The sequence below is a fragment of the Paenibacillus soyae genome, assembly GCF_024623455.1.
In the GTDB taxonomy this organism is placed as follows: domain Bacteria; phylum Bacillota; class Bacilli; order Paenibacillales; family Paenibacillaceae; genus Pristimantibacillus; species Pristimantibacillus soyae.
In genome coordinates this window covers 170,788-196,904 of record NZ_JANIPJ010000015.1, presented here as the reverse complement: position 1 = coordinate 196,904, position 26,117 = coordinate 170,788, and the positions used below count along the sequence as shown (strand labels likewise).

Sequence of the window (26,117 nt, the reverse complement as noted above, 5' to 3'; positions counted from 1 at the left end):
GATTATTCTCCTTTCTTCTTATCGGTGGAGTAATCGCGTTTACGAGGAGCGATGAGGCTAACGTCGATATCCTCGTACGAAATTTTCGGTCCGTCCGGCGTCCAGTCCGCGATCGTCGACTTCATAAATTGATCGTCGTTGCGGTCCGGGAATTCCGGCTTGTAGTGGGCTCCGCGGCTTTCGTTCCGCATGAGCGCGCCAAGCGTCATTGCTTCCGACAGCTCAAGCATGTTCCACAATTGGCGAGTGAACGCCACGCCGGCATTGTTCCATTGCGCCGTATCGTTAATGTTGATGTTATTGTAGCGTTGCTTCAATTCTTTGATTTTGCCGATTGTTTGCTCCAGCTTGTCGTTGAAACGTACAACCGTCATGTTATTCGTCATCCACTCGCCGAGCTCTTTGTGGATCACATACGCGTTCTCCGTGCCGTTCATGCCGAGAATGCGGTTGTATTTGTCCGTTTGTTCCTTCTTGTAACGGTCGAATACGGAAGACGATACGTCCTCAGCCGACTTCTTGAGGCCTTTGATATATTCGACGGCCTTCGGTCCTGCCACCATGCCTCCGTAAATAGCGGAGAGCAGAGAGTTCGCGCCCAGACGGTTCGCGCCGTGATACTGGTACTCGCACTCGCCGGCAGCGAAGAGACCCGGAATATTCGTCATTTGGTTGTAGTCGACCCACATGCCGCCCATGGAGTAGTGAACCGCAGGGAAAATCTTCATCGGAATTTTCCGCGGATCGTCGCCCATGAACTTCTCGTAGATCTCGATGATGCCGCCGAGCTTCACGTCCAGCTCCTTCGGATCCTTATGCGACAGATCGAGGTAAACCATGTTCTCGCCGTTAATGCCGAGCTTCTGGTCTACGCAGACGTGGAAGATTTCGCGCGTCGCGATGTCGCGCGGCACGAGGTTGCCGTAAGCCGGATATTTCTCTTCAAGGAAGTACCAAGGCTTGCCGTCTTTGTAGGTCCATACGCGTCCGCCTTCGCCGCGCGCGGATTCCGACATAAGACGCAGCTTGTCGTCGCCCGGAATGGCCGTCGGGTGAATCTGAATGAATTCGCCGTTCGCGTATTTCACGCCTTGCTGATACACCGCGCTTGCCGCAGTCCCCGTATTGATGACGGAGTTCGTCGTCTTGCCGAAGATAATGCCAGGGCCGCCGGATGCCAGAATAACCGCGTCGCCGCGTACGGTAACCACTTCCATGGAACGCAGATCCTGAGCGGAAATGCCGCGGCATACGCCGTCGTCGTCCATAATCGCGCCGAGGAATTCCCAATGCTCGTACTTGGTCACAAGGCCGGCTGCTTCCCAGCGGCGTACTTGCTCGTCCAGCGCGTAGAGCAGCTGCTGGCCGGTAGTCGCGCCCGCGAATGCCGTACGGTGATGCTTCGTGCCGCCGAATCTGCGGAAGTCAAGCAAGCCTTCCGACGTGCGGCTGAACATAACGCCCATGCGGTCCATCAAGTGGATGATGCCGGGAGCGGCTTCGCACATCGCCTTAACCGGAGGCTGATTCGCGAGGAAGTCTCCGCCGTATACGGTGTCGTCAAAGTGTTCCCATGGCGAGTCGCCTTCGCCTTTCGTGTTCACGGCGCCGTTAATGCCGCCTTGCGCGCACACGGAGTGCGAGCGCTTAACCGGCACGAGGGAGAACAGGTCAACGTGAACGCCGGCTTCCGCCGCTTTAATAGTCGCCATCAGGCCGGCGAGTCCGCCGCCTACGACGATAACTTTATTTTTTGCCATTACGTTTCGCTCCTTGTCTTCGGTACTACTATCCGATATTCGTCCATGTCAAAGCGGCATTCGCTGCTTCTTTGAACTCGTCGCCGCTGAAGGCAACCAGGGAAAGAATGAACAGGGCCGATACGATCACGAAAACGCCCATGCAAATATAAGAAGAAATACGCTGCGCGCGAGGGCCGATCGTAATGCCCCAGCTGATCAGGAACGCCCACAGGCCGTTGCTGAAGTGGAACACGGCAGCCAGCACGCCGATTACGTATAGCGCGAACATAAGCGGACTGCTTGCGATGTGGTTCATCGTGGAGCCGAGCTCCTCATGCGTGATGTTGCCCAAGTAAACCTGAATCCGAGTCTGGTACACATGCCAGAACACGAACACGAACGTGATGACGCCGGTCACGCGCTGCGCCGTGAACGCCCAGTTGCGGCCATATTGGAAGCGGCCGGTGTTGGAGTTCGATTGGTACGCGACGTATAAGCCGTAAATACCGTGAAACAATAGCGGGAGGTAAATGCCGAAAATTTCGAGCAGCGGCAGCACCGGCAGGCTATTGATCGTCTCCACGCCCTTCGCGAAGCCCTCAGGTCCCCGTTCGAAAGCTTGGTAGTTCGTGAGCCCGTGCACGACAATGAACCCGCCGAGCGGAATAATCCCCAGAAGCGAGTGCAGCTTGCGCGAGAAATACGAATTTCCTTTCATTTTTCCTTCTCCTTTCAAGACTGTGAAATGCCCATTTCGTTACTAGTTCGTGTTCAAAAAGTCCGGTTTTCAGCACCGAGAAAATTGAAAGAAGCTAGGAACTGAGGAGCGGAGCGTAGTGGAAGCTACGTGAGCACCGGAAGTTCCGGCTGAATTCAATTTTCGATGTCGAATGGGCTTCATGGGATACTTCGTGATCAAAAGCGGACTTTTTGAACAACCTCTGCAAAACAAACCATTCTACATTGTAACGCTTGCATGTACCCCCGTCAACAAAACTCGACACACATTTGCCACACTTCCATCCTACTCCTTTTGAGCTTATAATGGAATTGCTTATTTTTTATAATTTCTTATAACAAAATGATATAAGGAGATCTATCCGTTATGTACGAAGAGCTACACGTCTTCACGGTCATCGTGGAGCAGTCCAGCATGAACAAGGCATCCGCCCTGCTTAACCTGTCTCAGCCCGCCTTGTCACGCAAGCTGGCCAAGCTGGAGGACGAGATCGGCGTCGAGCTGTTCCGCCGCATCGGCAAACGATTGGAGCTGACGCGCATCGGCCAGTTAACCTACGAATACGCTCTCGAGCTGAAGCAGCTTCACCGCAGCTACCTGCAGACCGTCTCCGAGTTCACGGCTACCGGAAGAACGACGCTGACGATCGGCGCCAGCTTGACGACTCTCCAGACAACACTGCCCGACTTGATCCAATTGCTGACCTCCACCCATCCCGAATGCGACATCAAAGCGATAACGGGCAAAACGCATGAAATCGTCTCCTACGTCAGGGAGCACCGGGTCGATATCGGCCTCGTTGCCTCCAGCATCGACGACCCTTCGCTCCGGTGCGCGCCGCTGTTCGACGATCACTTGCTGCTCGTGCTGCCGCGCAACCATTTCGTGACGGACAAGGGCTCCTTGCATATCCAGGATTTGAACGGCCTGCCCATGATTCTGTTCTCCAAGGGTACTTGGTACCGCATTCTGACGGACGAGCTGTTCGAGAAGCATCATATCTCGCCGGATGTTCGCATGGAGATCGATTCCTTCGAAGCGATTCTCAGGCTGCTGCATACATGCCGAGCCGGCACGCTGCTGCCGAAATCGTACATGCGCGATCAGCTACTCGAAGATAACGATCTGATCGCGGTCCCCATTCGGGAGTTAGAGGAAGCGAAGCGTACGACATCGCTTATCCACGTCGCTCCCGCGGCGCTGAGCCCGACGGTTCGGGAGTACATCAACGAAATTACGGCTAGATATAATTGATTACATTATTGCCATAACCTGAGCCTTGAATCCGCGGCGGCGCAATATACGAAAGGATGGATAATTTAGACAATCATGTGATATGGTAGGGTAAGGTTATTCTCAATTTGTCATGCAGAGGTGAACGAATGGTTGAACTGATTAAACGGAACGAATGGAAAAAGTATTGGATAGCCGCGCTCCTCTTCGTAATCGTATTTGCCGTCGCGGAAATCGTTCCTTCCGTTCAGTCCGTCAAGGAGAACCCTTACGGAGGCGAAGTCATTGCGAAAAGCTCGGCGGAGGAAGCGGCCGTCGCGTTCGTGGAAGAACAGACCGGATCCGAGGTCGAAGCTTCGCGTGTTGTCCATCAGTCCGACAAGCTGCTAGCCGGTTACTTGTCCAAGGAAAAGCTGCTCAAGGACTACGAGAAGCAATATGACGAACAGTTCCCCGTCGATACGTTCCAAGTCAATTTGGCGTTTGAAGACGGCAGCGGCGATTATGGCTTCGTTTACGTCCATATGTATACGAACGAGATCGTCGCTTGGAGCTATTACATAGGAGCGGAGCTTCTGGATCCGGAGGAAGCCCAGGAAATGGTTGCGGACTACTGGAGCGAAAAGCAGCCGCAAAGCGGTAAATGGTTATTCTCGGGAAGAAATGAGGACGGCGATCTCACAGCCGATCTGGACGGCGCCTCCATCGGCGAAGCGCGCCTGACCCTGGATACGAACGCGCAGATCGTGAACGGAGCTCCCGTCCTAACGAAATTCAAGCCGGTCTTCGATGTGCCGGACGATTATAAGCGTTACGTGGACAAACAGGATTCCATCGCAGGCTGGCTGACCGGAATCGGTTACGGCTTCATGAGCTTCGTGCTCGGGGTGCTTGCGATTATCTACGCTATTCTATATCGCGGGTGGACATCCTTCACTTACGGCATCGTGCTTACCGTCGTGTTCTTCGTTACTTACGTCATTATGAATCTCGGCGTCATGGATGGCGTCATCGCGTCGCAAGGCGAGCTCCATTTCGGCGGCGGCATCTTGGAAATTTCCGTTGTCGTCACGACCATTATCTTATCGGTCGCTATGGCCGCTTCCGTCTACTTCTCGATTGTGGGAGGCGACGGCTTATGGAAGGCGCAAGGGCGCAGGCTGTGGCCGCGATTGAAGGATGCCGGTTATGGCGATTACATTTGGCGAAGTATGGGCCTCTCCTACTTGTTCGCCGCGATCCTGCTCGGCTTGCAGCCGCTGATTTTCCTGGCGCTTGGAAAGCTGATCGGCACTTGGGGGGCAAGCGACGTCGCCATGTCGCCATACAACATGAGCGCATTATGGCTTATGCCCGTGCTGGCCTGGGCGGCCGCCATCTCGGAGGAAGCCGTCTTCCGGTTTTTCGGCATCGGCTTATTCCGCCGATGGTTCCGCCATACGTTTGCTGCCGCCATTCTGCCTACGTTGTTCTGGGCGCTCGGCCACGTCATGTATCCGTTCTATCCGGCTACCACAAGGCTGTTCGAGCTGATGGTCGTCGGCTTAATCTTCAGCTTTATCTTCGTGCGGTACGGCTTCATTACGGCCATGTTCACCCACGCGATCTTTAACAGCGTCGCGGTCGGCAGCTCGCTGTTCCTGATCGGGGGAACGGTGAATATCGTATCCGCGATCGTCTTCATCCTGCTGCCTGTCCCCATTGCCTATATCCTTCGGGAATGGAGCAAAAGAAAAGGGACGAATCCGCCGACTAGGTCGACGATTCATCCCGCAGAGCAGCAATAATTTCGCCGGCGAGCTTCTCGCCGATCGAGAGAGGCCTGAAGTCTTCGACGGAGGCCTCTCTTATTTTTTTGAGCGATCCGAAATGCTTCAGCAGCGCCTTGCGGCGTTTCTCGCCAATGCCTGGTATGCCGTCGAGCTTCGACTCGACCATCGACTTCGCTCTCTGTTCGCGATGGAACGTGATGGCGAAGCGATGCACCTCCTCCTGAATCCGCTGGAGCAAATAAAACTCCTGGCTGTCGCGCGGCAGCGGCACGATCTCCGCCGGGTCGCCCGTCATCAGCTGAGCCGTCTTATGCTTCGCGTCCTTCACAAGGCCGCAGACCGGAATGAATAAGCCCAGCTCGTTCTCCAGCACGTCCAGCGCCGCGGCGATTTGGCCTTTGCCGCCGTCCACGACGATCAGATCGGGCCGCGTCAGCCCTTCCTTCAGCACTCGCTCGTACCGTCTCCGCACGACCTCGCGCATCGTTTCGTAATCGTCCGGCCCTTCGACCGTCTTCACCTTATATTTGCGGTATTCCTTGCGGTCCGGCTTGCCGTCCGTGAAGACGACCATCGCGGAAACGGGATTCGTGCCTTGAATGTTCGAGTTATCGAACGCTTCGATCCGCTTCACATGCTCAAGACCCAGCCATCCGGCTAGCGATTGGGACGCCTTGACGCTGCGCTGCTCGTCTCTCTCGATCAACCGGAACTTCTCCTCCAGCATGACCCGGGCGTTGTCGAGCGCCATGCTGACGACCTCGCTCTTGCGCCCCCGTTGCGGCATAAGCACCTTCACCTTCAGCCAGCTGTGAAGGGAAGCGATCACCTCTTCTTCATGCTCGGCATCCTGCTCGGGCGGATGCGGGAGCAAAATTTGCTTCGGCAGCGCCGGATTATCGCTGTAATATTGCGTCACGAACGTCATGAAGTCATCGTATTCTTCCCCATAATAAGGGAAGGTTGTTCCGTGGCGTTCGGTGATTTTCCCTTTGCGCATGTACAGAATTTGCACGCACATCCAGCCCTTATCGACCGCATAGCCGAAGATGTCGCGGTCCATCGCGTCGGACATGGAGATCTTCTGCTTCTCCATGACCGCGTCGATCGCGACCAGCTGGTCGCGAAACTCCTTGGCCCGCTCGAACTCCAGCGCTTCGGCGGCCGCCTGCATCTTGCGCTCGAGCTCGGCCTTTACGATATCCTCGCCGCCGTTCAGGAACTTGGTAATCTCGGAGATCATCGCGTCGTAGGTCGCTTGTTCGACGTCATATTCGCAAGGCGCCACGCATTGGCCCATATGATAATATAGACAGACCTTATCCGGCAGCGTGTTGCATTTACGCAGCGGATATAGACGGTCGAGCAGCTTCTTCGTTTGCTGGGCTGCGAAAGCGTTCGGGTAGGGGCCGAAATATTTGCCCTTGTCCTTCACGATTCTTCGCGTGACCTCCAGCTTCGGATGTTTTTCGTTCGTTATTTTAATATAAGGAAAGGTTTTGTCATCCTTAAGCAGCACGTTGTACCGCGGATGATGCTGCTTGATCAGGTTGCACTCCAGAATGAGCGCCTCCATATTGCTCGCCGTTACGATGAACTCGAAATCCACGATCTCCGACACGAGCCGCTGCGTTTTACCGTTATGACTTCCTATGAAATAAGAACGGACTCTATTTTTTAATACTTTGGCTTTTCCTACATATATAATGACGCCGTCCCGGTTTTTCATCAGATAACAGCCCGGTTTGTCCGGCAGCAAGGCGAGCTTGTTCCGAATCCGCTCTTTCGCGGCCTCGGCATCCATTATTTGATTGTTCCCCATCTCTTCCGCCATTCTCGGCCTCCTTCCGGTCCCCATTCGACATGCTCACATTTTATCACACTCGGCCGCGGTTTTGTCTTATAAATCACGTTCAAAAAGTTCAGTTTTCAGCACCGTGAAGATCGGATGAAGCTAGGAAATGAGGAACGGAGCGTAGTGGAGCTACGTGAGTACCGGAAGTTCCGGCTGAATTCGATATTCGACGTCGGATAAGCTTCCTGATTTGCTTCGTGATCAAAAGTGGACTTTTTGAACTACCTTACAATTGTCACTGGTTCCTTCTTTACATTTGTTCGAAAGTTTGGGTATACTATTGAAAGAATCTTGAGCGAATGCTTACGGCGAATGGTTTGCCCTGCAAGCCTTGAAGGAGGACGTCAACGATGGAGAATGTAAGAGACCCGCGCGAACATTATAACGAAGAGCCGCGCCACGACTTGATGGATGTTGTTTTCGGTTTCGGCGGCATGCTGATTTTTATGACCGTTGTATTCGCGGTCGCGGTTATCGTGAAATTCATCATCTCCTAAGAGGAGAGACAAGAAGCTCCGCGCTTGCCGGGTTAACCGGTCGGCTGCGGAGCTTCTTTACGTTCGTATGGATAATGGCTATTGCGCTGCTTTCCATTGATTATTATCTTCCGCGGCGCTTCTTCGGCGTTTGGCGTCGGCAGAGCCTGACACCGCGGAGGCTTCCGCTGGCTGCTGCTTCTGGGCTGGCGCGGCGTCGTACCTCGTTCTCTCCGTACGGTCGATCTGCACGATCCGGCCGTCGTGAACGGTAATAATGACTTGCCCGTACTGCATGCCCGCTACCTGACCCAAAATACGATCTTGCCACACTTCATCCACTTCGAACGGTTTTGCCATAATAATCCCTCCAATTTTGATCAGGTAAGTCGGATTTACTTGTAAATGATATGCGGATATCAATGAGAAGATGATTTCCGTTCTACAATCGCTTTGACAATTAACGTGACGACGGCCAGCATGACGAGCAGAGAAGCGACGGCAAACGAAGCCGAGAACTGATACTCGTTATACAAAATTTCGACGTGCAGCGGCAGCGTATTCGTCTGACCGCGGATATGTCCGGATACGACCGATACGGCCCCGAACTCTCCCATTGCTCTAGCGTTGCTGAGAATAACGCCGTACAGCAGTCCCCACTTGATGTTCGGCAGCGTTACCCGCCAGAAGATCGACCAGCCTTTGGCGCCGAGCACCGAAGCGGCCTCCTCTTCTTGCACTCCCTGAGCTTGCATTAGCGGGATCAGTTCCCTCGCGACGAACGGAACCGTGACGAAGATGGTCGCTAACACGATCCCAGGCACCGCGAACATGATCTGAATGCCGTTATCGCTGAGCCACGGACCGAAAAAACCTTGCGCCCCGAACATCAGCATATAGATTAGCCCCGCTATAACAGGCGACACGGCAAACGGCAAGTCGATCAGCGTGATCAGGAAATTTTTGCCGCGGAACTTGAATTTACTAATAGCCCAAGCGGCTGCCACGCCGAAAATCGTATTCGCGGGAACCGCGATGAGCGCCACGATCAAAGTCAGCTTCAAAGCGGACAAAGCATCGGGCTCCGTCAACGCATCGATATATACGCCGACTCCTTTGCGCAGAGCTTCCACGAATACCGACGCGAGCGGAAGCAGAACGACCAAAGCCAGGAACAATAAAGCCAGACCGATCAAAAGCCATTGGACGACGGGATGCTCCGTGCTGTGCTTCGGCCTCTTCACATCCTCTTTGCTGAACACGGTTACCGCGCCTGCCATCGGCCGCACCTCCTTGCCGCTATAACGCCGGCAGCTTGAACTCGATTCCTGTTAAGCATTGGCGGCCGCCTTTCTCTGCATGCGCCATTGCAGCAGGTTGATGATCAGAAGCAGGATGAACGATACGATCAGCATGACGGCCGCAATCGCCGTCGCTCCCGCGTAGTCGTATTGCTCGAGCTTCGTCATGATGAGAAGCGGCGCGATCTCCGTCTTCATCGGCATGTTGCCGGAGATGAAGACGACCGATCCGTATTCGCCGATCCCTCTGGCGAACGCCAGCGCGAAGCCCGTAAGCAAGGCGGGCATCAGCTCCGGGAGAATGACTTTCCGGAACGTTCGGAACCGATAAGCGCCGAGGGTAGCCGCCGCGTCCTCCATCTCTCTCTCGAAATCCTGAAGGACCGGCTGGACCGTCCGGACGACGAAGGGCAACCCGATAAAAATAAGAGCGATCGTAATGCCCGCCTGCGTATACGCGATCTTGATGCCAAGCGGATCGAGCAGCGAACCGATCCAGCCCGACTTGGCATAAATCGTCGTCAGCGCGATGCCGGCTACGGCTGTCGGCAGAGCGAACGGAATGTCCACAAGGCTGTCGATCAGCTTCTTGCCCGGGAACCGGTATCGCACTAGAACCCAAGCGATCAGCAGGCCGAATACGGCGTTGATAAGACCGGCCCAGAGGGCGGAGCCGAAGCTGATACGGTACGAAGCCAGAACCCTTGGATTCGTCACCGCGGCCCAGAACTCCGCCCAGGTGAGCTCAAACGATTTGAAGAAAATGCCCGCCAGCGGGATCAGCACGATCAGGCTCAAGTAGAACAACGTAAAGCCCAACGATATGCCGAAGCCCGGCAGCACCTTTTTATTATTGGAACCTTTCATGTGAAGTCAGCTCCGCTCTTTGTTGAGATCGCCATTACGCGCCCGGCGTATAGATTTGGTCGAAGACGCCTCCGTCCGCGAAATGCTTCGTCTGCGCTTCCGTCCATCCGCCAAAATCCTTGTCGATCTGAAGCAGCTCGAGCTCTGGGAACTGGTCTTTGAATTCCGCCGCTATCGTTTCATTCGTCGGTCTGTAGTAGTTTTTGCCCGCGATTCGTTGGCCTTCTTCGCTGTACAGATACTGCAAGTATGCTTCAGCCACTTCCCGCGTTCCGCGTTTGTCCACGACTTTGTCGACTACAGCTACCGGCGGTTCGGCCAGAATGCTGAGCGAAGGATACACGATGTCGAATTCATCCGGACCAAGCTCATTAATCGAGAGGTATGCTTCATTCTCCCAAGCAAGCAGCACGTCGCCGATGCCGCGCTCTACAAACGTCGTTGTGGAACCGCGCGCTCCCGTATCCAGTACCGGCACGTTCTTGAACAGCTTCGTCACGAAGTCCTTGGCGGCCGCTTCGTCGTTGTTGTTGTGCTTCAGCGCGTACCCCCATGCGGCGAGGTAGTTCCAGCGTGCTCCTCCCGAAGTCTTTGGATTCGGGGTAATGACTTCGACGCCTTCCTTCAGCAGGTCGTTCCAGTCCTTAATTCCTTTCGGATTGCCTTTGCGTACAAGGAACACGATTGTGGACGTGTAAGGCGAGCTGTTTAGCTCGAACTGCTTCTGCCAGTCTTGATCGAGCAGCTCCTTTTCCTGCAGCGCGTCAATGTCGTAGCCAAGCGCCAGCGTCACGACGTCGGCTTCCAGTCCGTCGACGACCGCCCTGGCTTGCTTGCCGGATCCGCCATGCGATTGATCGATTTCGACCTTCTGATTTTTTTCCTTCAGCCAATAGTCGGCGAATGCCTTGTTGAACTCCACATACAGCTCGCGAGTCGGATCGTAGGACACGTTGAGCAATTTCACTGGAGGCAATGGCTCTTTATTATCGGCAGGCGCTTCCGATGCGCCGCTTGTCGGCGATGGCGAAGCTGCGTTCCCCGTCACTCCGCCGTTTCCGCCATTCGAACCTGCGTTGCTGCCGCATGCGGCGAGCAGTACTGCCATTACTACGAATACGATTAATGCATGAAGACGAACCGATTTTGTTTTCATCATCTCTACACCCCTATGAATATTTGTTTAGAGATAGGCCGACGTTAATTCCGGTTCGTCCGGTCATTAAACAATTATTCCTACCTGTTTAGTTGGTTATGAATGCATATTACAGCCTACACCAATTCCTGTCAATCCCTATTTCAAAAAAAATAATAAGCGCCATAAGGTTTGATTATAAATCAACCTCATGGCGCTTTCGCATATATAATTCCGTGTTACTTCTTGCCTCGCTTATTCTCGCCGGCCACGATGACCGTCTCCACATAGGGACGTATCCGATCCATGATCCGTTGTCCTTTGTGAAGCTCGTCGCCGTCCTTGCTCGTGAAGCTGAAATGCTTCTCCAGAGCGTCCAGATCGTAATTGGATGTATAGAAGGTCGGCTTGCGCTCCATCCTGTAGTTCAGAATCGCGCCTAGCACGTGGTCGCGCACCCAAGGGTTCAAGTTTTCCGCCCCGATGTCGTCGAAGATGAGCAAATCCGTGGATTTCATCATCTCGACCGTTTCCTTCAGCTTTGCCGGATCATGCATCAGAACCTTCAGATCCTCGACGAAATCGGGCATATAGACGATGACGCCGGAGTAACCGGCCTTCGCCAGCTCTTGAAGCAGGTAGCACATGAGGAACGTCTTGCCCGTGCCGAACCGGCCGGCCAAATATAGCCCCTCCTGGCCAAGACCCGTCTCCCGGGTCCGATCGATATAGCGAAGCACCTGCCCGACCGCCTTCGCCCGTTCCAAATCCTTGGTCAATATATCATCGGAAGAGTACACTCTCCGGAGCGCGGCGTCATCGACATAGAAGCTTCGAATCCGGCTGCGTACCGCGTCTTCCGTCTGCCTGGCCAAATACTTCTTGCACGACACTTTGCGGTCATACATCTGCGTGACGCCGTGAAGCGTCTCGGCGGACAGCAGGGTGTAATGACCCTCATAATCGTTCGGGCAAGCGTCGAGGCCAGGGCAGCTCGAGCAATTCCGGTATTCCGTCACGTATTGATGCACACGGTTCAGGTTCAGTCGAATGGTCGATTCATCGACCCCGGGATATTTGTCCATAAACTTGACGATCAAAGGATCCTCTATCAGCTCCGCCAGCTTGCTCTCCGCGCGTTCCGATATCGAACGTCCTCCCGGCCAAGATTTCAGAAGCTCTCCTAACGATTCCATGTCCTTCCCCCCTGCTGTTAAGATTTGCCGTCAAGCTTCCGAGCGAGCTTGCGCAGCTCCTCGAGCTCATCCGCGGATACCGCGCCCGCCGGCTGGCCTTCCGACACAATCGGGATCGCCGGCTTGCGCGAGACGCCGCGTCCGCCGCTCCCCGCTCTGCCGCCGCCGCGGGAAGCGCCATAACCGCTCGCGCCCGCTCCAGGCTGACCGCTGTCCTTGCGACGATCCTTCGTCTGCTCGAGCATGGCTTGCTCCCTAACGTATTGGACCGCCTTCTCGAACGAATTGATACCCTTCATCAGCATGTTCGAGGCTACCGTATCGATAAAGTTCCGGGTCACGCGGGCCGAATCGGTCCCGCCCAGCACGTAATGAATCAGCACATTAATAACCGGTCCTTCCAGACGGTAGTTCAGATCGATGCGTTCGAACACATTATCGACCCAATCCGGCACGGCGCCCGGGAAAAACCGTTTCAAGAAGCGCGTATGAGGCTCGTTCCGCATCAGCATATTATACTGCTGGATATCGCAGCGCCCGGACAATTGATTCGGCACGGGGAGATAATCCTGCTCCCGAACTTCGAATTCTTCGCCCGGATCTTCTTCCTGAGACGCTTCTTCCACCATTCGCACGGCCGTATGGGATAACGTCCGCTGGCGCTCGCCCTCCCGCTTCTTGTCCTGCCTGTACAGTTGATTGGCTCTCAGCTGGAGCTCGTCCATGTTCACCTCGCCGCTTGGCGCGAAGACTCCGTCTTCATCGAGCAGCCGGCAGACGCTTGCGACGGACAAATGATATTTGTAAGCGACGTAATTGATCTGCGCCATTCCTTCGGCGTCGTTCCGGAGCCGCTCGACGTGCGAGCGATTGGCGGAGCCGCGCGGGAACCGGAGAATGAGCTCCCCGTAAGGGATGCCGGCCGAAGCAAGCTCCGTCTTCGCCGAGGTCTGCCTGGAAGGCGCAACCTCGATCAAAGCCTGCTCGAGCTCGGAATCGAAGGACTGCATGTTCAGCTTGAATAATTCATAGAACGGCACCGATATATTCTCTTTCTCCAGGTTGGCGTTCGCAAGCTCGTCGGGCTCGCTCGCTCCGAATGATTCTCGGAGCGCGATGACCGCGTATTTGCCTACCTTGTCCCGAAGCAGCATAGCTAGATGCATGTTCCGGAAAAATTCGGTCGGCGACAGCGGCTGCGCCAGCTCGTATTCATAGATGACGTCCGGATGCTCCGGTCCGCCGAGCCTCGAGGTCGCGAGAAGGCCGACCGCCTCCAGCTTCGACGTCTGCTCGATGACGAACCGGCGGCTCTTCTCGTTCATTTCGAGGCCGAGCCCCAGGAATAGCTTCCGGTGAGGCTCAAGCGGCGAATAGCCGGCTTTGTCCTCCGCTATGCCGTGATAGAGCTGCTGGTATAAGGAGATAGCAAACGCGCCTATCATCGGTTGATAGATAAGCGAAAGCATCTTATAGTCCAAGCTGCCGAGAGAAAAATCACGGAATATGTAATAACGGTGATGTTCCGTAAACTGCAATATATGATTGATGCGCATCGCACCGACTCCATCCTTAGCTGTCTTTCCTATCATTCTAGCACAATTCGAGGCAAGAATGGCGATCCGGACAAATAGAAAAATCCCCCGCTAGAGGGATTTTTGTAGGTCCGATCAGAACATTTTGTAGCCGCCCTTACGCAGTGCGCGAATGGCCCAGCCGCTGACGTAAGCGCCGATCAAAGCGCCTGTGATCGGGATATAGTAGATAATGGTGTAGTCGCCGATATTGTCGATCGTCGGATTGGAGGCTTCATCCCAAGGCGACCAGATAGCAAGTCCGATCAGCACGATGAAGAACAGCACGATCGGGAACCAGGTGGTCTTCAGCAGCATGTTCAATATGAATCCGATTCCGAACATCATGACGAAAAACAGCACCGTCGCCACGCAAGTTTGGATAATATATACGAGTAAATCCGGCATTTCCATACTCCTCTCGAGCTTTCGCTCATCCGCTAACGTTTTAACCATTTTTAGTTTAATGAAAGCGGCAAATGAAGTCAATCGAGAAGGGGGATTTGTCACAAGTCCGCCATTTGCTCATCGTCTTGGCATTAGCTACAATAATAGAAGCTTAAGGTACAAGCCGAAAGGGGATTTTTAGAAATGAGTGAAGCCGCACAAACGCTGGAAGGCTGGTACGCCCTCCACGATTTCCGCAGCGTCGACTGGACGGCATGGCGACTGGCCGACGAAAGCGAACGCCAGCGCGCGCTGGACGAGCTGCATGCCTTCCTGAAACAGTGGAACGATGTGGAAGAGAGCAAACAAGGCAGCACGGCCGTTTATTCCATCGTGGGCCAGAAAGCCGATTTCGTATTCATGCATCTTCGCGAGACGCTCGAGGAGCTGAACGAGATCGAAACCGCGTTTAACAAAACGACGTTCGCAAGCTTTACATATCCTGTCCATTCCTACGTCAGCATAGTCGAGCTCAGCAACTACATGGGCCAGCCGGGCAGCGATCCGATGGAGAACCCGGAGGTTGTCGCGAGACTGAAGCCGATCCTGCCGAAGTGGAAGCATATCTGCTTCTACCCGATGAACAAACGCCGCGCCGGAGGCGACAACTGGTACATGCTGAGCATGGACGAGCGCAAAGCGATGATGCGCAGCCATGGCATGATCGGACGCAAATACGCAGGCAAGGTCAAGCAAATTATTACGGGCTCCGTCGGCTTCGACAACTGGGAGTGGGGCGTTACGCTGTTCGCGGACGACGCGCTGCAATTCAAGAAGCTTGTTTACGAGATGCGCTTCGATGAAGTAAGCGCCCGTTACGGAGACTTCGGCGACTTCTACGTCGGCAATTTCCTGGACGCCGAGAAATTCGATAAGCTTCTTTCGATCTAGAACCCAAGGGCCGTACATGAGATGGTAACAGCATCTCATGTACGGCCTTTTTTTGCCGCCGCGCCGCGCCTCAACCTTTAATCGCTCCGATCATGACGCCTTTCACGAAATATTTCTGCAGGAACGGATAGACGCACAGGATCGGAATCGTGGCGATAATAATCGTCGCGTATTTAATCGTCTGGCCGATCGGCATCTGATCGCCCGAGCTGACGCTCGTCAGCATGCTGCCCGTATCGTTCGAAATCAATATCTCGCGGAGGATCAACTGCAGAGGGAACAAGGCGCGGTCCTGCAGATAGATCATCGCGGAGAACCACGAGTTCCAGTGCGACACGCCGTAGAACAGCAGCATGACGGCGATTACCGGCAAGGACAGCGGGAAGACGACCGACCAGCAAATCCGGAAATCGCCCGCTCCGTCGAGCCGCGCCGATTCCTCGAGCTCCACGGGAACAGCTTGGAATGCCGTTCTCATGATAATGAGATTAAACGCGCTGATCGCTCCCGGGATGATGAGCGCCCAGCGCGAATCCAGCAGCCCCAGATTGCCGACCAGCAAGTAAGACGGAATGATGCCCCCGTCGAAGAACATCGTGAAGACGATCATGAACATAATCGCGTTTTTCCAGAAAACATCGCGCCGGGAAAGCCCGTACGCCGCCATGGAGGACAGCGCGATATTGACGGCCGTGCCGGCGAACACGTAGAACAACGTATTCAAGTAGGCCGTTCCGATCGACGGATTCATGAACACCATCTTGTATGCCTCGGTCGTAAAGCCTTTCGGAAGAAGCAGCAGTCCCCTGTTCTGAACGAGAAGACCCGGATCGCTGAACGACGCGAACAGGACGAATACGAGCGGATAAAGCGCCGCAAGCGAAAGCAGAACCAGAACGACGATATTAACGGTTTGGAACGCGCGTTCTCCGGCCGTTAGTTTCATATGGCACCTCTCCCTCTCCTTACCATAGCTTGGTCTCGCTCACCTTGCGGGAGATGCTGTTAGCGATGATCAATAACGAGAAGCTGATGACCGCATTGAACATACCCACGGCGGCGGCATAGCTGTAGTCCGTCTCCAGAATCCCTTTTCGGTACGTATAGGTGCCGATCACATCCGCGGTTTCATACGTAATCGGATTGTACATGAGCAGGATCTTCTCGTTGCCGACAGTCAGCAGCTGCCCGATATTGAGAATAAGCAGAATGATGATGGTCGGCGCCATGCCCGGAAGCGTGACGTTCCAGGTTTGACGCCAGCGGCTTGCGCCGTCGATCTTGGCCGCTTCGTACAGCGAAGGGTCGATCGTCGCGATCGCCGCGAGAAAAATAATGGAGCTCCAGCCGATGTTCTGCCAGATGCCGGAGCCGATATAGAGGAACCGGAACCAATCCGCCTCGCGCATGAACGAAACCGGCTCGAAGCCGAACAGCGCCGAAAGCAGCTGATTAATCAAGCCGTCGCGAGCCAAAAAATCGAACATGATCCCGACGACGACGACCAGCGAAATAAAGTGCGGCATGTACGTAATCGTCTGCACCGATCGTTTGAACCACGTGCTCCGGATCTCGTTAAGCAGCAATGCCAATATAATGCCCGCGGGGAAAGCGAACAGCAGGCTGTATACACTAAGTAAAATCGTGTTCCGCATAATCCGAAAAAAATAAAAGTTATTAAAAAATTCCTTGAAATGCTCGAGTCCCGCCCAAGGACTTCCCGTAAATCCAAGATGAATCGAATAATCCTTAAACGCGATTTGCATGCCGTACATCGGCCCGTAGTGGAAAATAAGAAAATACAGGACGGCGGGGCTCAGCATCAAATAGATCAGCTTGTTCCGGCGAAAATCCTTGACGATCCGCTGCATGTCGCTCGCATCCCTTCTTCGTGGTCTTCGGCTTTCGCGCGCCGGCCTTGCGGGCGGCCGGCGCGGCGCCTACGCCCTAACGCTGGTCGAACCGCTCCAGCGCGGCCTGCCTGATCTTAATGACTTCCTCGATGCCCATCGCCTTCAGCGTCTCCACGTATTCTTCGAATTCCGAAAGCGGCTTCGAGCCCATAATGAACCGCAGCATCATCTCTTCGTGATAGACGTTCAAGTCGGTCATGATCGAAGCGATCTTCCTGCTCTCCTCCGCCGTCGGCGTCACCATCGGCAGCCTCATCGAATTGTCCGCCTTCTCCCAATTGACAAGCGCTTCCTGCTGGGACGGCAGCACCAAATACTGCTCGATATAGCCCGGATCCTGGATGAACGGTCCGTTATAGACCGCCCGCTGGTATTGAGCCATCGCTTGCGTGACCGGCAAATCATCCGGATTGTTCAGGATGACGTCGGTATAAGCAGGCTTGCCGTCAACCAATTCGTAGCTCTCTCCTTCGATGCCGAAGTTGAACAGGTTATGACCCTCCGGACTGTAGGCGTAATCCAGCCATTTGACGATTTGCTCCGGATTTTTGGCCGAAGTCGTTATGGCCGCTCCGATGCCCGTATACGGGAAGTCCTTCTGCCCCCAGAGCGGTATGTCCCCTTCATTCAGAGTCGGATACGGCGCGGACACCAGCTCGAACTCGGGATCGTTCTCCATGAGGCCCATATATTTGCCGATGCCGCTGCCCGTGTAGCCGACGAAGGCGAGAATTTTCCCCGTTGTCGTCTTCGAATCTCTTAACTGCGTATCCATAGCCGCAAATTCAGGATCCAGCAGCCCCATCTCGTACCAACGGTTCATCAAAGTCAAGTAATCCTTGTATTGCGGCTGCATCGAGCCGTATTTGACTTGTCCGTCCTCCACGTAGAACTCGAGCGGGATCCCGTACGCTCCGATGAAGGCATGGCCGATCTTCAGATCGGAGATCGTCTGCATGAACGGCGGCTCGCCATTGTTCATCTCCTTGAACTTGATCAATGCGGCTTCCCATTCCTCGATGGTCGTCGGCACCTCGAGACCCGCTTTGTCCAGCCAATCCTTCCGGATGATCGGACCGAAGAACACGTTCAGCTTCTCATGGCCGCGAATGAACGGGAAGGAATAGATGTTGCCTTCATCCGTCATGACCATCTTCTTCACTTCCGGATTCTCGTCCAGGTAACGCTTCAGGTTCGGCGCATGCTTGTCGATCAGCTCGTTCAAGCGGAGGATCGTCCCGCTGTTAATCGCGTCGTCCGGCCCCCGGGATACGGAGAACCAGTTGCGTTCGATCACGTCGGGAAGCTTTTTGGACGCCAGCATCAAATTGAACTGCTCCTCGATTTGGGCGCCGTCGCCGGAAGGATGCAGCCACTCCACCTTCGTCCCCGTAATGCGCTCCAGCTCTTGATACATCTTGCTTTCCCCCAGATTCGTCATCGTGGCGGCGGCGTTGGCGTTAAGTCCGACCCAATAGGACAACGACTCCGGGAAGTCAACCTCTCCCGTCTCCACGGAGGCGCTTGCCTCCGGCTGCTCCGGCTCGTTGTTGTCCGATCCTCCCGGATTGTTCCCCGAACAGCCCGTCAGCAATACGGCCAGCAGCGTCAGCACCGTGAGCATCGGTCTTAGCCTGTTGATTTTGCTTGTTTTCATCATTCGTTCCCCTCTCCTCTCGTCCTCGTTCATCGTCAGCCCATCCGGCTGATTCCATCGTAACGGGACGATCTCTTTGCGCCTACGGCCGCTATTTTAGATCAACTGCCGTTTCCTTAGATCGGGGGCTATCCATTTTTCAGATGAACGGACGAATTTTAGGATTGACTGACCTGCCGCCTTGCGTTCCCGTCCGAGATCAGCTCCTTGTATTTCCCCGGCGTTACGCCCTCGGCCTTCTTGAACACGCGGATCAAGCCTATATCGTTGGCGAAACCTACCCTAAGCGCGATCTGCGTGACCGTCAGCCCGCCTTCGGCAAGATATTCCTTAGCTCTCTGTACCCGAAGCGCCGTGATATATTCCGTTACGTTCTGCCCGCACTGCTTCTTGAAGAAGGTCGACAGATACGACGGATTGAGACCGCAATGGTCCGCGATCGAGGTTAAGCTAATATCGTTCCTGTCGTAATGCCCTCGGATATAATGTTCGATTCGCCCGAACAGCCTGTCGCTGTGATCCGTTTTCTCGGATTCGACTTTGTCGCAGACGGCGGCGTACAGCTGGAGCAGCTTGATTTTCATCTTCTCCGGCGTCTCCAGCTTCATCAAGAAACGATCGCCCTCCAAATACGGCTTTTCGTCCATCTGCATCGCGCTGAACAGCTTGAGCACGGTACCCTGCAGCTCGTAGCGCAGGCAGCGGCCCATCTCCGGCGATATGGCGCGGGTCTCGAAGTTCACTTTGAAGATGGAGTCGAGCACCTTGGACAAGCTTGCGTAATCGCCGCATTTGGCGTAATTGATCAATTGGGCCTCCGTCTCCATCGGATAATAGAAATAATGATGTTCGGCATCCTTGATATCGTCGTAATAAATAATCGAGCCGTGGTCTTGGATGAAACGGTAATCCAGAGCCATGACCGCTTCTCCGTAGGCCTCCGCTATCGTTTCGATCCCGTGGCCGAGGCCGCTGACCGCGATCGTCATGCCGGTCCTGAACTTCTGCCCGACCTCAGCCCTCAGACGCTCCAGAAGCCCCTCCAGCTCCGGACGGCACTGTCCCGTTCCATTGTGGTTAAGCAGGATGCAAACGCGATCCCTCTCCATCTCGATCGCATACCCGCCGTCCCCCAGAAGCTCGCTGCTCAGATTGATCAGAATGAACCTTATAAGCGTCCATTCCCGCTCCGTGTCCTCCTGAATAAATTGATGGCAATCGTCGATCTGCAAGACGATAACCCCGAAGCCCGCATGGCGAAAGTGCACGTCCATAAAATCGAAATCCCGCTCTGACAGCGCTTTCGTATCGACGTAGCCTTTAATCATTCTTGCTATAAAATCCGCTTGGATAACGGGCGCCTGCTTCGTCAGCAGCCCCCGCATATTGCGTTCCCCGTCCATCGAGGTCATCAGCTCGCTCCGGATAAACGCGAACTCGTTCCGGATGTCGACCTCCCTCATGTTTTTGCCGTTCAGAATGGTATGGATCAGCTCGCGGATCGGGCGATGGTTCTTGTAGGCCAAATAATACGAGACGGTCACGCCGGCCACGATGCAGACCAGCATCAGCATAAGAGCGAGCGACTTCGTCTCGTTCACCTTCGATAACACCACCCCCTTGGGCAGCATGGATACGTACGTCCAGTTATTCGGCTCGGATCGCGTATAGGAGATCATCATGCTTTCGCCGTCGACGACGGCTTCGAAGTCCCCTTGCGTCCCGCCGAACTTTGGCAACAGGCTATGCATGAGACCATTTCGAGGCGCGGTCGCGGTCAAGACCTCCCCCTGCTCGTTCAGAATGTAATAATCGGCGTGCCGGTTCGCTTCTTTGCGCAGCAAGCCCAGAATGCTGGTCTCGTCGATCATGACGACCAGCGCCCCTTTAGTATCGCGCGACTCTCCAAGCGGCAATGATTTGACGTACGTGATCATATTTTTTTGCTTCAAGCTATACTTGACCGGTTCGGCCGCCATATAGGTGCGGAGGTGGTAACGGGAAAGCTGGTCCGCCATATCCTTCTCCGTACGGTTAGCGTACTTCGTCATGTAATTAAAGAACATGCGGCTATCCGTCTTGACGCTGGTCGTCAGAATATGTCCGGTATCCCGGATATAGACGTAATAATCGTCGATAATGGGGCTGACGTTCCGGTAACGCTTGAAGCCGTTGATTAACTCCACGTACTTGTACTCGTCGAAGTTTTCCTTATTCTCCTCCCCGTAAAGAAGAAGCTGCAGCGTCGGATTCAGCCCGACTTGGACGGCCAGCTGCTCCACCTCGTTCATTCGGCTGTCGATGGACAGCCGCGCCTGCTCCAGCAGCGCTTGATTGGATTCATTCGCGTTATCGATCATCGCTTGCTCCATCTCGTTGTAAAGCAGCAAGCCGATGAGAACGGGAATGAGCAAAATGCACATGAAAGACATGAGAAGCTGAATAAATACGGATCGCCGGAACATCTTGCGGCCCTTCGAGGCGACCTGACGGTTCGACATCAACGTTCCCCCCTCGTTATGAAAGTCTGTCTTTACAATTCCTTTTCCTGCCACCCATTCCCTTTTCGTTTTTTCCAGATGCGCTTGTGATTTCTTTAGGAGGAACGATAATACAGACCTTGATAACCATCAAGGCCTGCTCCTTCAATACATTCGGGTGTTCATAATGGTTGAATATCGTTCATCATAGAGCACGAGGAACAGGCTGTATACCGCCGCTATTTCAGATCGTTAGCCCTTTCGTTGGGCAGGGACTATCCGTTTATTGGGCGGACATTCCTATCTTTGGATCACCGCGCATGGACACAAAAAAAGCTTCCACCGAACGACGATCGTCGTTCAGCGGAAGCTTATTCCTACTATTGTTATTCTTCATCCTCGTCTAACTCTGCAGCAGCCTGCGCTTTCGCTTCCAAATATTCTTGGGTCGCCCTGTCTCTTGCCCTTCCCTTGTCCTTCAGCCTCTCGATGGCAGGCTGAATGAGAAGGTCGATCTCCTTCTGCACCGGATAAGCCAGATCATGGCGCATCTGCGATTCCAGGTAGGAGCCTACTTCAATCAGGGCGTTGTAACGATCAAGCTCGTCTCTCGTCAACAAGCCGCGGACTTGTACGCTGCAGTGTCTCATTACAGGAATTTACCTTTGCGCAATACGAGCGGAATGCCGCCGATAATGAACAGGTAACGAAGGTCGATCAGCTTCTTCAGCCAAGCGGCTACGCGGCCTTTGTATTTCTTGCCGAACGCGATGCCGATCGCTTCGCCTTTGCCGAGGGACGCCACGGTGCCTTTGTTCGAGAACACGAACGTCTTCAGCGGCTGGTTGCGGATCGAAGCAACCAGGTTGTGCGCGCATACGACGCCTTGCTGCATCGCGATTTGCGCAGTCGGCGGGTATGGACGGCCTTCCGGATTGAACATCAGCGAGTTGTCGCCGACGATGTAGATGTTCTCGCTGCCAGGGCAGCGCAGGAACTCGTCAACCTTCACGCGTCCGCGCATCGTTTCGAAGCCCGCTTCTTCGATCAAGCGGTTGCCGCGGATACCGCCGGTCCAGATGACCGTAGCGGATTTGATTTCTTCGCCTTCGCCGACGACTACGCCTTCAGGCGTGCATTCCTTGATCGCGGTACCGATGCGGAACGTTACGCCTTTCTTCGTCAGCACGTCCATGCCGTACTGAACGAGCTCCGGATCGAAGCCCGGAAGCGCCGTTGGAGCCGCTTCGATGTTGTAGATCTTCACGAGGGAAGGATCCACGTCGAATTGCTTGCACAGCTCAGGAATGCGGTCGGACAGCTCGCCCACGAACTCAATGCCCGTGAAGCCCGCGCCGCCTACGATGAATGTCAGGTAGTCGGTACGGTGCGGCTCGCGTTTGAAGCGTGCGAATTGATATTCGATATGCTCGCGGATCAGGCGAACGGAGTTGATGCTGCGAATGTTCATCGCGTGCTCGGCCAGACCAGGAATGCCGAATGTTTCCGGCTCGCCGCCAAGGCCGATTACCAGGTAATCGTAAGACAAGGTGCCGTCTTCGAGAATAACTTTCTTGTCTTGCGGACGGATTTGAACGACCGTCGATTTAACGAAATCGATTTTGAATTCGTCGATCAGCTTGGAGATGCTGACGCGGGCATTTTCCGGATTGTCCGTGCCTGCCGCAGGCATATGAAGATGCGTCGTAATGTAGTGATAGTCATGCTTGTTCACCAGCGTTACGTCCGCTTCGTTATAATTCAGTTCTTTCTGAAGGCGGAGCGCCGTCAGAACGCCGCCGTAGCCGGCGCCGAGGATAACAATTTTCGGTATGTTGCTCATCGTAGGATCCCATCCATTCCTGATTTTTCTGTTTTTGATTTGGCGATATGAAAAGCCCCGCCGCCTGGCGGGTTCGCATAACAAACATAATCGTACAGCTGCTGCTCTAACGCTGTGCGGGCAATCTCGCGACAGCCTTGTGAAAAATTACACAAACCGAGTCATAAATTAATGTTTTACTAAGAGTTTGCGCTTGAATAAGTATTATTATCACGATATGCAGCGTGACCGCGTTTCGAGACAAATTGACAGCTTTCGCCATAATCTTCGAAATGCAATTTTCTATTATATACATCAGACATATTACAGACTTTTCATAAAAAGTTCAAGGGTAATTTATACGAAAAACTTTAGAGTCCTGCACAATTAAAATATTTCCATCCGAATTGCCTAAAGTTTATAATGGAAACCGTAAAGGCATTTAAGCGGGAGGTGCACTTCGTGACAAACATTCAACCATCGATTGAAACCGTCGATATCGCCATCATCGGCGGCGGCCCGGCCGGTATGTTCGCCGCCTTCTATGGAGGCATGCGCCAGGCAACCGTCAAAATTATCGAAAGCATGCCTGCTCTGGGAGGTCAGCTCGCGGCGCTTTATCCGGAGAAGTACATTTATGATGTAGCCGGCTTCCCCAAAGTAACGGCTCAGGAGCTGGTAGACCGGCTCAAAGAACAGATTAACTTGTTTAAACCGGAAATATGTTTGGAGGAGAAAGTCGTTGGCGTCGTCAAACGAGACGAAAGACTGTTCGAAGTCGTCACGGATAAACGAACCCATTACGCCAAAGCCGTCATTATAACCGCGGGGGTCGGAGCGTTCGAGCCCCGTCGTCTGGAGCTTCCGGAAGCGGCGCGCTTCGAAGGCCGGAATCTTCATTATTTCGTAGGAGACCTGCAGCGCTTCAAAGACCGGCGAGTGCTCGTCAGCGGCGGCGGCGATTCCGCCGTGGATTGGTCTCTTATGCTGGAGCCGATCGCGAAGAGCGTTACGTTGATTCATAGGAGAGACAAATTCCGCGCCCATGAGCACAGCGTCGAGAATTTAATGAAGTCTAGCGTGAAAGTGATCACGCCTACGGAGATAACCGCTTTGCACGGTGACCAGGACATCGCGAAGGTCACGTTGACCGATGTGAAAACAAAAGAAGAGACGGCTCTGGAAGTAGATGCCGTCATCGTTAATTTCGGATTCGTATCCTCATTGGGGCCTATAGCCGACTGGGGAATTCACATTCAAGGGGGATCGATTGCGGTCGATACGCGGATGGAGACGAATATTCCCGGCATATTCGCCGCCGGCGATATTACGACGTACCCCGGCAAGCTGAAGCTGATCGCGGTCGGCTTCGGCGAAGCGCCTACGGCCGTTAACAACGCCAAGGTTTATATCGATCCAAGCGCCAAGCTGTCGCCTGGGCATAGCAGCAATATGAAGCTGTAATGGAATGGGAAGCCATTCCGAAGGGTAACCTAACCGCGTCTGATAACCACGGCCGGGAGGGATACCCTTATGCTTTGCCCGTTATGCAACGGACTTGCCTCTTATCATCAATCTTGCTCTGCCTGCGGGGGCGATCTGTCGGATTACGGCCGCTCGTCCGATTGGACGGGACCGTACGAACCGTACGAGCCGCTTACCAGCCAGACGCCTTCTATTACCGCATCATCTATACAATTAGAGGCTGTATGCTGTCACGTCTTCTACTGCGCAGCCTGTGATCAATCAAGTGAAGTCTGTCTCGCACAATGGGAAGGCGGTTAGAGGAATTATGCTGTATGCTTCTGCGAAGCTAGTTCCACGCCTCTGCGCTTCATCTCGTCCGCCAGCATTCGGATAAAATCCGGCTCCAGCTTGTATTCGACAGCCGCGTAATACGTATCCACGAGCAGTTCGTCCGTCAATTGGTCCATCATAATCCCTCCTCTTAAACTTTTTTGATAAATCACGGCTTCTCTCGCAAACTTCCGACAATTTTCTATGCCCTGATTTACAGTTTTTAGTGTAGCACGCGGTTTAGAACCGATACAATAACCCCCTCTGTGCACAACCTGCTGTGGATACCTTGTGAACGGGATGTGCATAAAACGGAAATATACGGAAAATATCGGAGGGATAATGTGGATAGGTTTATCCACATCCTGCCAATATGTTTGTTTCCATAAAAAACTTTAATGACAATCTATAAAACTATTAACGAAATATATCACAGAAAAAGAAGCCTCCGGCCAATCTGAACGACGACCCAGCTAGGGTGCGATCAGCTGCCTGATTGAGGCTTCTTCATTGCGCCGCCACATCAATGCGGACGCGTATTCACTTCGAAAATCCAGATTTTCCCTTGTTGGTCGATACCGTAATCGAACCCGAGCTGCGAAATGCCGGGGTATCTCTGCTCTAGCACTCTTGTTGCAATCACTGTCAACTCTCTCATTTTCCGTTTCTTTTCTTTCACGGAGGACGGACCGAGAGACGCTCTTATTCCTTCTCCCGCCAGCACCATATCTCCTCCCTGGCTGAGGTTGGTCACGAATAATCCGCGTCTGGCAATCCTGCCGACAAGCGCCCGATATTCCCATCCCCGGAACGACTTCACGTATTTCACCCGGTAATCGATCGGTCGCCCGTTCACTTCCGCCAAGCGTATTCCTTTCTGGATCAAATATCTCCGTCTCGCCGTCCGGCCTCGGAGCGAGTTCACCAAGCCGCCGAAGCTAGTGAATCGCTTCGTAGTCTCGCGGTGGGTATAGGCGAAGCCGCCTTCCGATTTCGTTACTTTGATCACGCCGCTGCCGCCCGAACCGACAACCGGTTTGATCACGACAAAGCTATGCACATCGAGCATTCGGCGCAGCTGCGCCGGGGAGTAGCGGTTTGTCTCCGGAACATGATCTGCCAGCGCGGGATGAGAGAGGAGCGCTTCCGTCTTGGCCCATTTGCTGGCCAGCTGCCTTCCTGCATGATCAGCCACTGCTATCCAACTCCTTTCCAGTCGC

General features: G+C 54.0%; 23 protein-coding genes. 5 read left to right on the top strand and 18 right to left on the bottom strand.

All coding sequences use genetic code 11. The features are described from left to right. Positions 1–2: 2 nt before the first annotated feature. Together sdhA and NQZ67_RS20375 are read right to left on the bottom strand one after the other, a co-directional pair. Complete coding sequence (gene sdhA / locus NQZ67_RS20380) at positions 3–1,760, bottom strand: succinate dehydrogenase flavoprotein subunit (protein WP_257449479.1); 1,758 nt, start codon at positions 1,758–1,760, stop codon at positions 3–5. A gap of 28 nt (positions 1,761–1,788) precedes the next feature. Next, on the bottom strand, positions 1,789–2,460 hold the full coding sequence (locus tag NQZ67_RS20375; protein ID WP_257449478.1) for a succinate dehydrogenase cytochrome b558 subunit: 672 nt from the start codon (positions 2,458–2,460) through the stop codon (positions 1,789–1,791). Positions 2,461–2,847: 387 nt separating this feature from the next. Between NQZ67_RS20375 and NQZ67_RS20370 the strand changes: the two genes are divergently transcribed. Beyond that, complete coding sequence (locus NQZ67_RS20370) at positions 2,848–3,735, top strand: LysR family transcriptional regulator (RefSeq protein ID WP_257449477.1); 888 nt, start codon at positions 2,848–2,850, stop codon at positions 3,733–3,735. A 128-nt stretch (positions 3,736–3,863) separates the two neighbouring features. Continuing rightward, a complete protein-coding gene (locus tag NQZ67_RS20365; RefSeq protein ID WP_257449476.1) occupies positions 3,864–5,501 on the top strand; it encodes a CPBP family glutamic-type intramembrane protease in 1,638 nt (545 codons plus the stop codon). Here the strand turns inward: NQZ67_RS20365 and uvrC are convergent. Then, on the bottom strand, positions 5,467–7,320 hold the full coding sequence (gene uvrC, locus NQZ67_RS20360) for an excinuclease ABC subunit UvrC (RefSeq protein ID WP_257449475.1): 1,854 nt from the start codon (positions 7,318–7,320) through the stop codon (positions 5,467–5,469). The genes NQZ67_RS20365 and uvrC overlap by 35 nt on opposite strands. 371 nt (positions 7,321–7,691) lie before the next feature. On the opposite strand from uvrC, the gene NQZ67_RS20355 reads away from it, so the two are divergent. After that, positions 7,692–7,838 (top strand): YqzM family protein, encoded by a 147-nt coding sequence (locus tag NQZ67_RS20355; protein WP_257449473.1) that lies wholly within the window; start codon positions 7,692–7,694, stop codon positions 7,836–7,838. A gap of 78 nt (positions 7,839–7,916) precedes the next feature. On the opposite strand, the gene NQZ67_RS20350 is transcribed toward NQZ67_RS20355, so the two are convergent. The 7 genes from NQZ67_RS20350 to NQZ67_RS20320 all read right to left on the bottom strand — a co-directional run bounded on the left by NQZ67_RS20350 (position 7,917) and on the right by NQZ67_RS20320 (position 14,298). Continuing rightward, a complete protein-coding gene (locus NQZ67_RS20350) occupies positions 7,917–8,177 on the bottom strand; it encodes a YezD family protein (protein ID WP_257449471.1) in 261 nt (86 codons plus the stop codon). Positions 8,178–8,236: 59 nt separating this feature from the next. Continuing rightward, positions 8,237–9,097: a sulfate ABC transporter permease subunit CysW gene (gene cysW, locus NQZ67_RS20345; RefSeq protein WP_257449469.1), complete on the bottom strand. Its 861-nt coding sequence runs from the start codon at positions 9,095–9,097 to the stop codon at positions 8,237–8,239. Positions 9,098–9,148: 51 nt separating this feature from the next. Continuing rightward, positions 9,149–9,985, bottom strand: coding sequence for a sulfate ABC transporter permease subunit CysT (gene cysT, locus NQZ67_RS20340; RefSeq protein ID WP_257449467.1), 837 nt, complete (start codon positions 9,983–9,985; stop codon positions 9,149–9,151). Between the two features lie 34 nt (positions 9,986–10,019). Then, the gene (locus NQZ67_RS20335) at positions 10,020–11,141 is read right to left on the bottom strand and encodes a sulfate ABC transporter substrate-binding protein (RefSeq protein WP_257449537.1); all 1,122 of its coding nucleotides are present in this window, start codon (positions 11,139–11,141) and stop codon (positions 10,020–10,022) included. Between the two features lie 218 nt (positions 11,142–11,359). After that, positions 11,360–12,316, bottom strand: a complete 957-nt coding sequence (dnaI, locus tag NQZ67_RS20330; RefSeq protein WP_257449464.1) for a primosomal protein DnaI — start codon at positions 12,314–12,316, stop codon at positions 11,360–11,362. 17 nt (positions 12,317–12,333) lie between these two features. Continuing rightward, positions 12,334–13,872, bottom strand: coding sequence for a replication initiation and membrane attachment family protein (locus tag NQZ67_RS20325; protein ID WP_257449461.1), 1,539 nt, complete (start codon positions 13,870–13,872; stop codon positions 12,334–12,336). A 114-nt stretch (positions 13,873–13,986) separates the two neighbouring features. Then, positions 13,987–14,298: a YuiB family protein gene (locus NQZ67_RS20320; RefSeq protein ID WP_257449459.1), complete on the bottom strand. Its 312-nt coding sequence runs from the start codon at positions 14,296–14,298 to the stop codon at positions 13,987–13,989. Positions 14,299–14,481: 183 nt separating this feature from the next. Between NQZ67_RS20320 and hemQ the strand changes: the two genes are divergently transcribed. Then, entirely contained in the window at positions 14,482–15,228 is a 747-nt protein-coding gene (gene hemQ, locus NQZ67_RS20315; protein ID WP_257449457.1) for a hydrogen peroxide-dependent heme synthase, read from the top strand. A 70-nt stretch (positions 15,229–15,298) separates the two neighbouring features. Here the strand turns inward: hemQ and NQZ67_RS20310 are convergent, their stop codons facing one another. The 6 genes from NQZ67_RS20310 to NQZ67_RS20285 all read right to left on the bottom strand — a co-directional run bounded on the left by NQZ67_RS20310 (position 15,299) and on the right by NQZ67_RS20285 (position 23,121). Continuing rightward, a complete protein-coding gene (locus tag NQZ67_RS20310; protein ID WP_257449455.1) occupies positions 15,299–16,174 on the bottom strand; it encodes a carbohydrate ABC transporter permease in 876 nt (291 codons plus the stop codon). Positions 16,175–16,193: 19 nt separating this feature from the next. Next, positions 16,194–17,099 (bottom strand): ABC transporter permease, encoded by a 906-nt coding sequence (locus tag NQZ67_RS20305; protein WP_257449453.1) that lies wholly within the window; start codon positions 17,097–17,099, stop codon positions 16,194–16,196. A 76-nt stretch (positions 17,100–17,175) separates the two neighbouring features. Then, entirely contained in the window at positions 17,176–18,801 is a 1,626-nt protein-coding gene (locus NQZ67_RS20300) for an extracellular solute-binding protein (protein WP_306812971.1), read from the bottom strand. 155 nt (positions 18,802–18,956) lie between these two features. Further along, positions 18,957–21,299: a helix-turn-helix domain-containing protein gene (locus NQZ67_RS20295; RefSeq protein WP_257449451.1), complete on the bottom strand. Its 2,343-nt coding sequence runs from the start codon at positions 21,297–21,299 to the stop codon at positions 18,957–18,959. 365 nt (positions 21,300–21,664) lie between these two features. After that, a complete protein-coding gene (locus tag NQZ67_RS20290) occupies positions 21,665–21,928 on the bottom strand; it encodes a hypothetical protein (protein ID WP_257449449.1) in 264 nt (87 codons plus the stop codon). Then, the gene (locus tag NQZ67_RS20285) at positions 21,928–23,121 is read right to left on the bottom strand and encodes an NAD(P)/FAD-dependent oxidoreductase (RefSeq protein ID WP_257449447.1); all 1,194 of its coding nucleotides are present in this window, start codon (positions 23,119–23,121) and stop codon (positions 21,928–21,930) included. The genes NQZ67_RS20290 and NQZ67_RS20285 overlap by 1 nt, the downstream gene beginning before the upstream one ends. A 441-nt stretch (positions 23,122–23,562) precedes the next feature. Between NQZ67_RS20285 and NQZ67_RS20280 the strand changes: the two genes are divergently transcribed. Next, complete coding sequence (locus tag NQZ67_RS20280; RefSeq protein WP_371825332.1) at positions 23,563–24,564, top strand: NAD(P)/FAD-dependent oxidoreductase; 1,002 nt, start codon at positions 23,563–23,565, stop codon at positions 24,562–24,564. A gap of 326 nt (positions 24,565–24,890) precedes the next feature. On the opposite strand, the gene NQZ67_RS20275 is transcribed toward NQZ67_RS20280, so the two are convergent. Both NQZ67_RS20275 and NQZ67_RS20270 read right to left on the bottom strand, forming a co-directional pair. After that, positions 24,891–25,037, bottom strand: coding sequence for a sporulation histidine kinase inhibitor Sda (locus NQZ67_RS20275; RefSeq protein ID WP_371825331.1), 147 nt, complete (start codon positions 25,035–25,037; stop codon positions 24,891–24,893). Positions 25,038–25,420: 383 nt separating this feature from the next. Beyond that, the gene (locus tag NQZ67_RS20270) at positions 25,421–26,092 is read right to left on the bottom strand and encodes a YheC/YheD family protein (protein ID WP_257449445.1); all 672 of its coding nucleotides are present in this window, start codon (positions 26,090–26,092) and stop codon (positions 25,421–25,423) included. Between the last annotated feature and the right edge of the window lie 25 nt (positions 26,093–26,117).

Bases quoted from the DNA above. Each gene is read 5' to 3' on its own strand.
- sdhA (WP_257449479.1), bottom strand. From the start codon at position 1,760: ATGGCAAAAAATAAAGTTATCGTCGTAGGCGGCGGACTCGCCGGCCTG.
- NQZ67_RS20375 (WP_257449478.1), bottom strand. From the start codon at position 2,460: ATGAAAGGAAATTCGTATTTCTCGCGCAAGCTGCACTCGCTTCTGGGG.
- NQZ67_RS20370 (WP_257449477.1), top strand. From the start codon at position 2,848: ATGTACGAAGAGCTACACGTCTTCACGGTCATCGTGGAGCAGTCCAGC.
- NQZ67_RS20365 (WP_257449476.1), top strand. From the start codon at position 3,864: ATGGTTGAACTGATTAAACGGAACGAATGGAAAAAGTATTGGATAGCC.
- uvrC (WP_257449475.1), bottom strand. From the start codon at position 7,320: ATGGCGGAAGAGATGGGGAACAATCAAATAATGGATGCCGAGGCCGCG.
- NQZ67_RS20355 (WP_257449473.1), top strand. From the start codon at position 7,692: ATGGAGAATGTAAGAGACCCGCGCGAACATTATAACGAAGAGCCGCGC.
- NQZ67_RS20350 (WP_257449471.1), bottom strand. From the start codon at position 8,177: ATGGCAAAACCGTTCGAAGTGGATGAAGTGTGGCAAGATCGTATTTTG.
- cysW (WP_257449469.1), bottom strand. From the start codon at position 9,097: ATGGCAGGCGCGGTAACCGTGTTCAGCAAAGAGGATGTGAAGAGGCCG.
- cysT (WP_257449467.1), bottom strand. From the start codon at position 9,985: ATGAAAGGTTCCAATAATAAAAAGGTGCTGCCGGGCTTCGGCATATCG.
- NQZ67_RS20335 (WP_257449537.1), bottom strand. From the start codon at position 11,141: ATGAAAACAAAATCGGTTCGTCTTCATGCATTAATCGTATTCGTAGTA.
- dnaI (WP_257449464.1), bottom strand. From the start codon at position 12,316: ATGGAATCGTTAGGAGAGCTTCTGAAATCTTGGCCGGGAGGACGTTCG.
- NQZ67_RS20325 (WP_257449461.1), bottom strand. From the start codon at position 13,872: ATGCGCATCAATCATATATTGCAGTTTACGGAACATCACCGTTATTAC.
- NQZ67_RS20320 (WP_257449459.1), bottom strand. From the start codon at position 14,298: ATGCCGGATTTACTCGTATATATTATCCAAACTTGCGTGGCGACGGTG.
- hemQ (WP_257449457.1), top strand. From the start codon at position 14,482: ATGAGTGAAGCCGCACAAACGCTGGAAGGCTGGTACGCCCTCCACGAT.
- NQZ67_RS20310 (WP_257449455.1), bottom strand. From the start codon at position 16,174: ATGAAACTAACGGCCGGAGAACGCGCGTTCCAAACCGTTAATATCGTC.
- NQZ67_RS20305 (WP_257449453.1), bottom strand. From the start codon at position 17,099: ATGCAGCGGATCGTCAAGGATTTTCGCCGGAACAAGCTGATCTATTTG.
- NQZ67_RS20300 (WP_306812971.1), bottom strand. From the start codon at position 18,801: ATGATGAAAACAAGCAAAATCAACAGGCTAAGACCGATGCTCACGGTG.
- NQZ67_RS20295 (WP_257449451.1), bottom strand. From the start codon at position 21,299: ATGTCGAACCGTCAGGTCGCCTCGAAGGGCCGCAAGATGTTCCGGCGA.
- NQZ67_RS20290 (WP_257449449.1), bottom strand. From the start codon at position 21,928: ATGAGACACTGCAGCGTACAAGTCCGCGGCTTGTTGACGAGAGACGAG.
- NQZ67_RS20285 (WP_257449447.1), bottom strand. From the start codon at position 23,121: ATGAGCAACATACCGAAAATTGTTATCCTCGGCGCCGGCTACGGCGGC.
- NQZ67_RS20275 (WP_371825331.1), bottom strand. From the start codon at position 25,037: ATGATGGACCAATTGACGGACGAACTGCTCGTGGATACGTATTACGCG.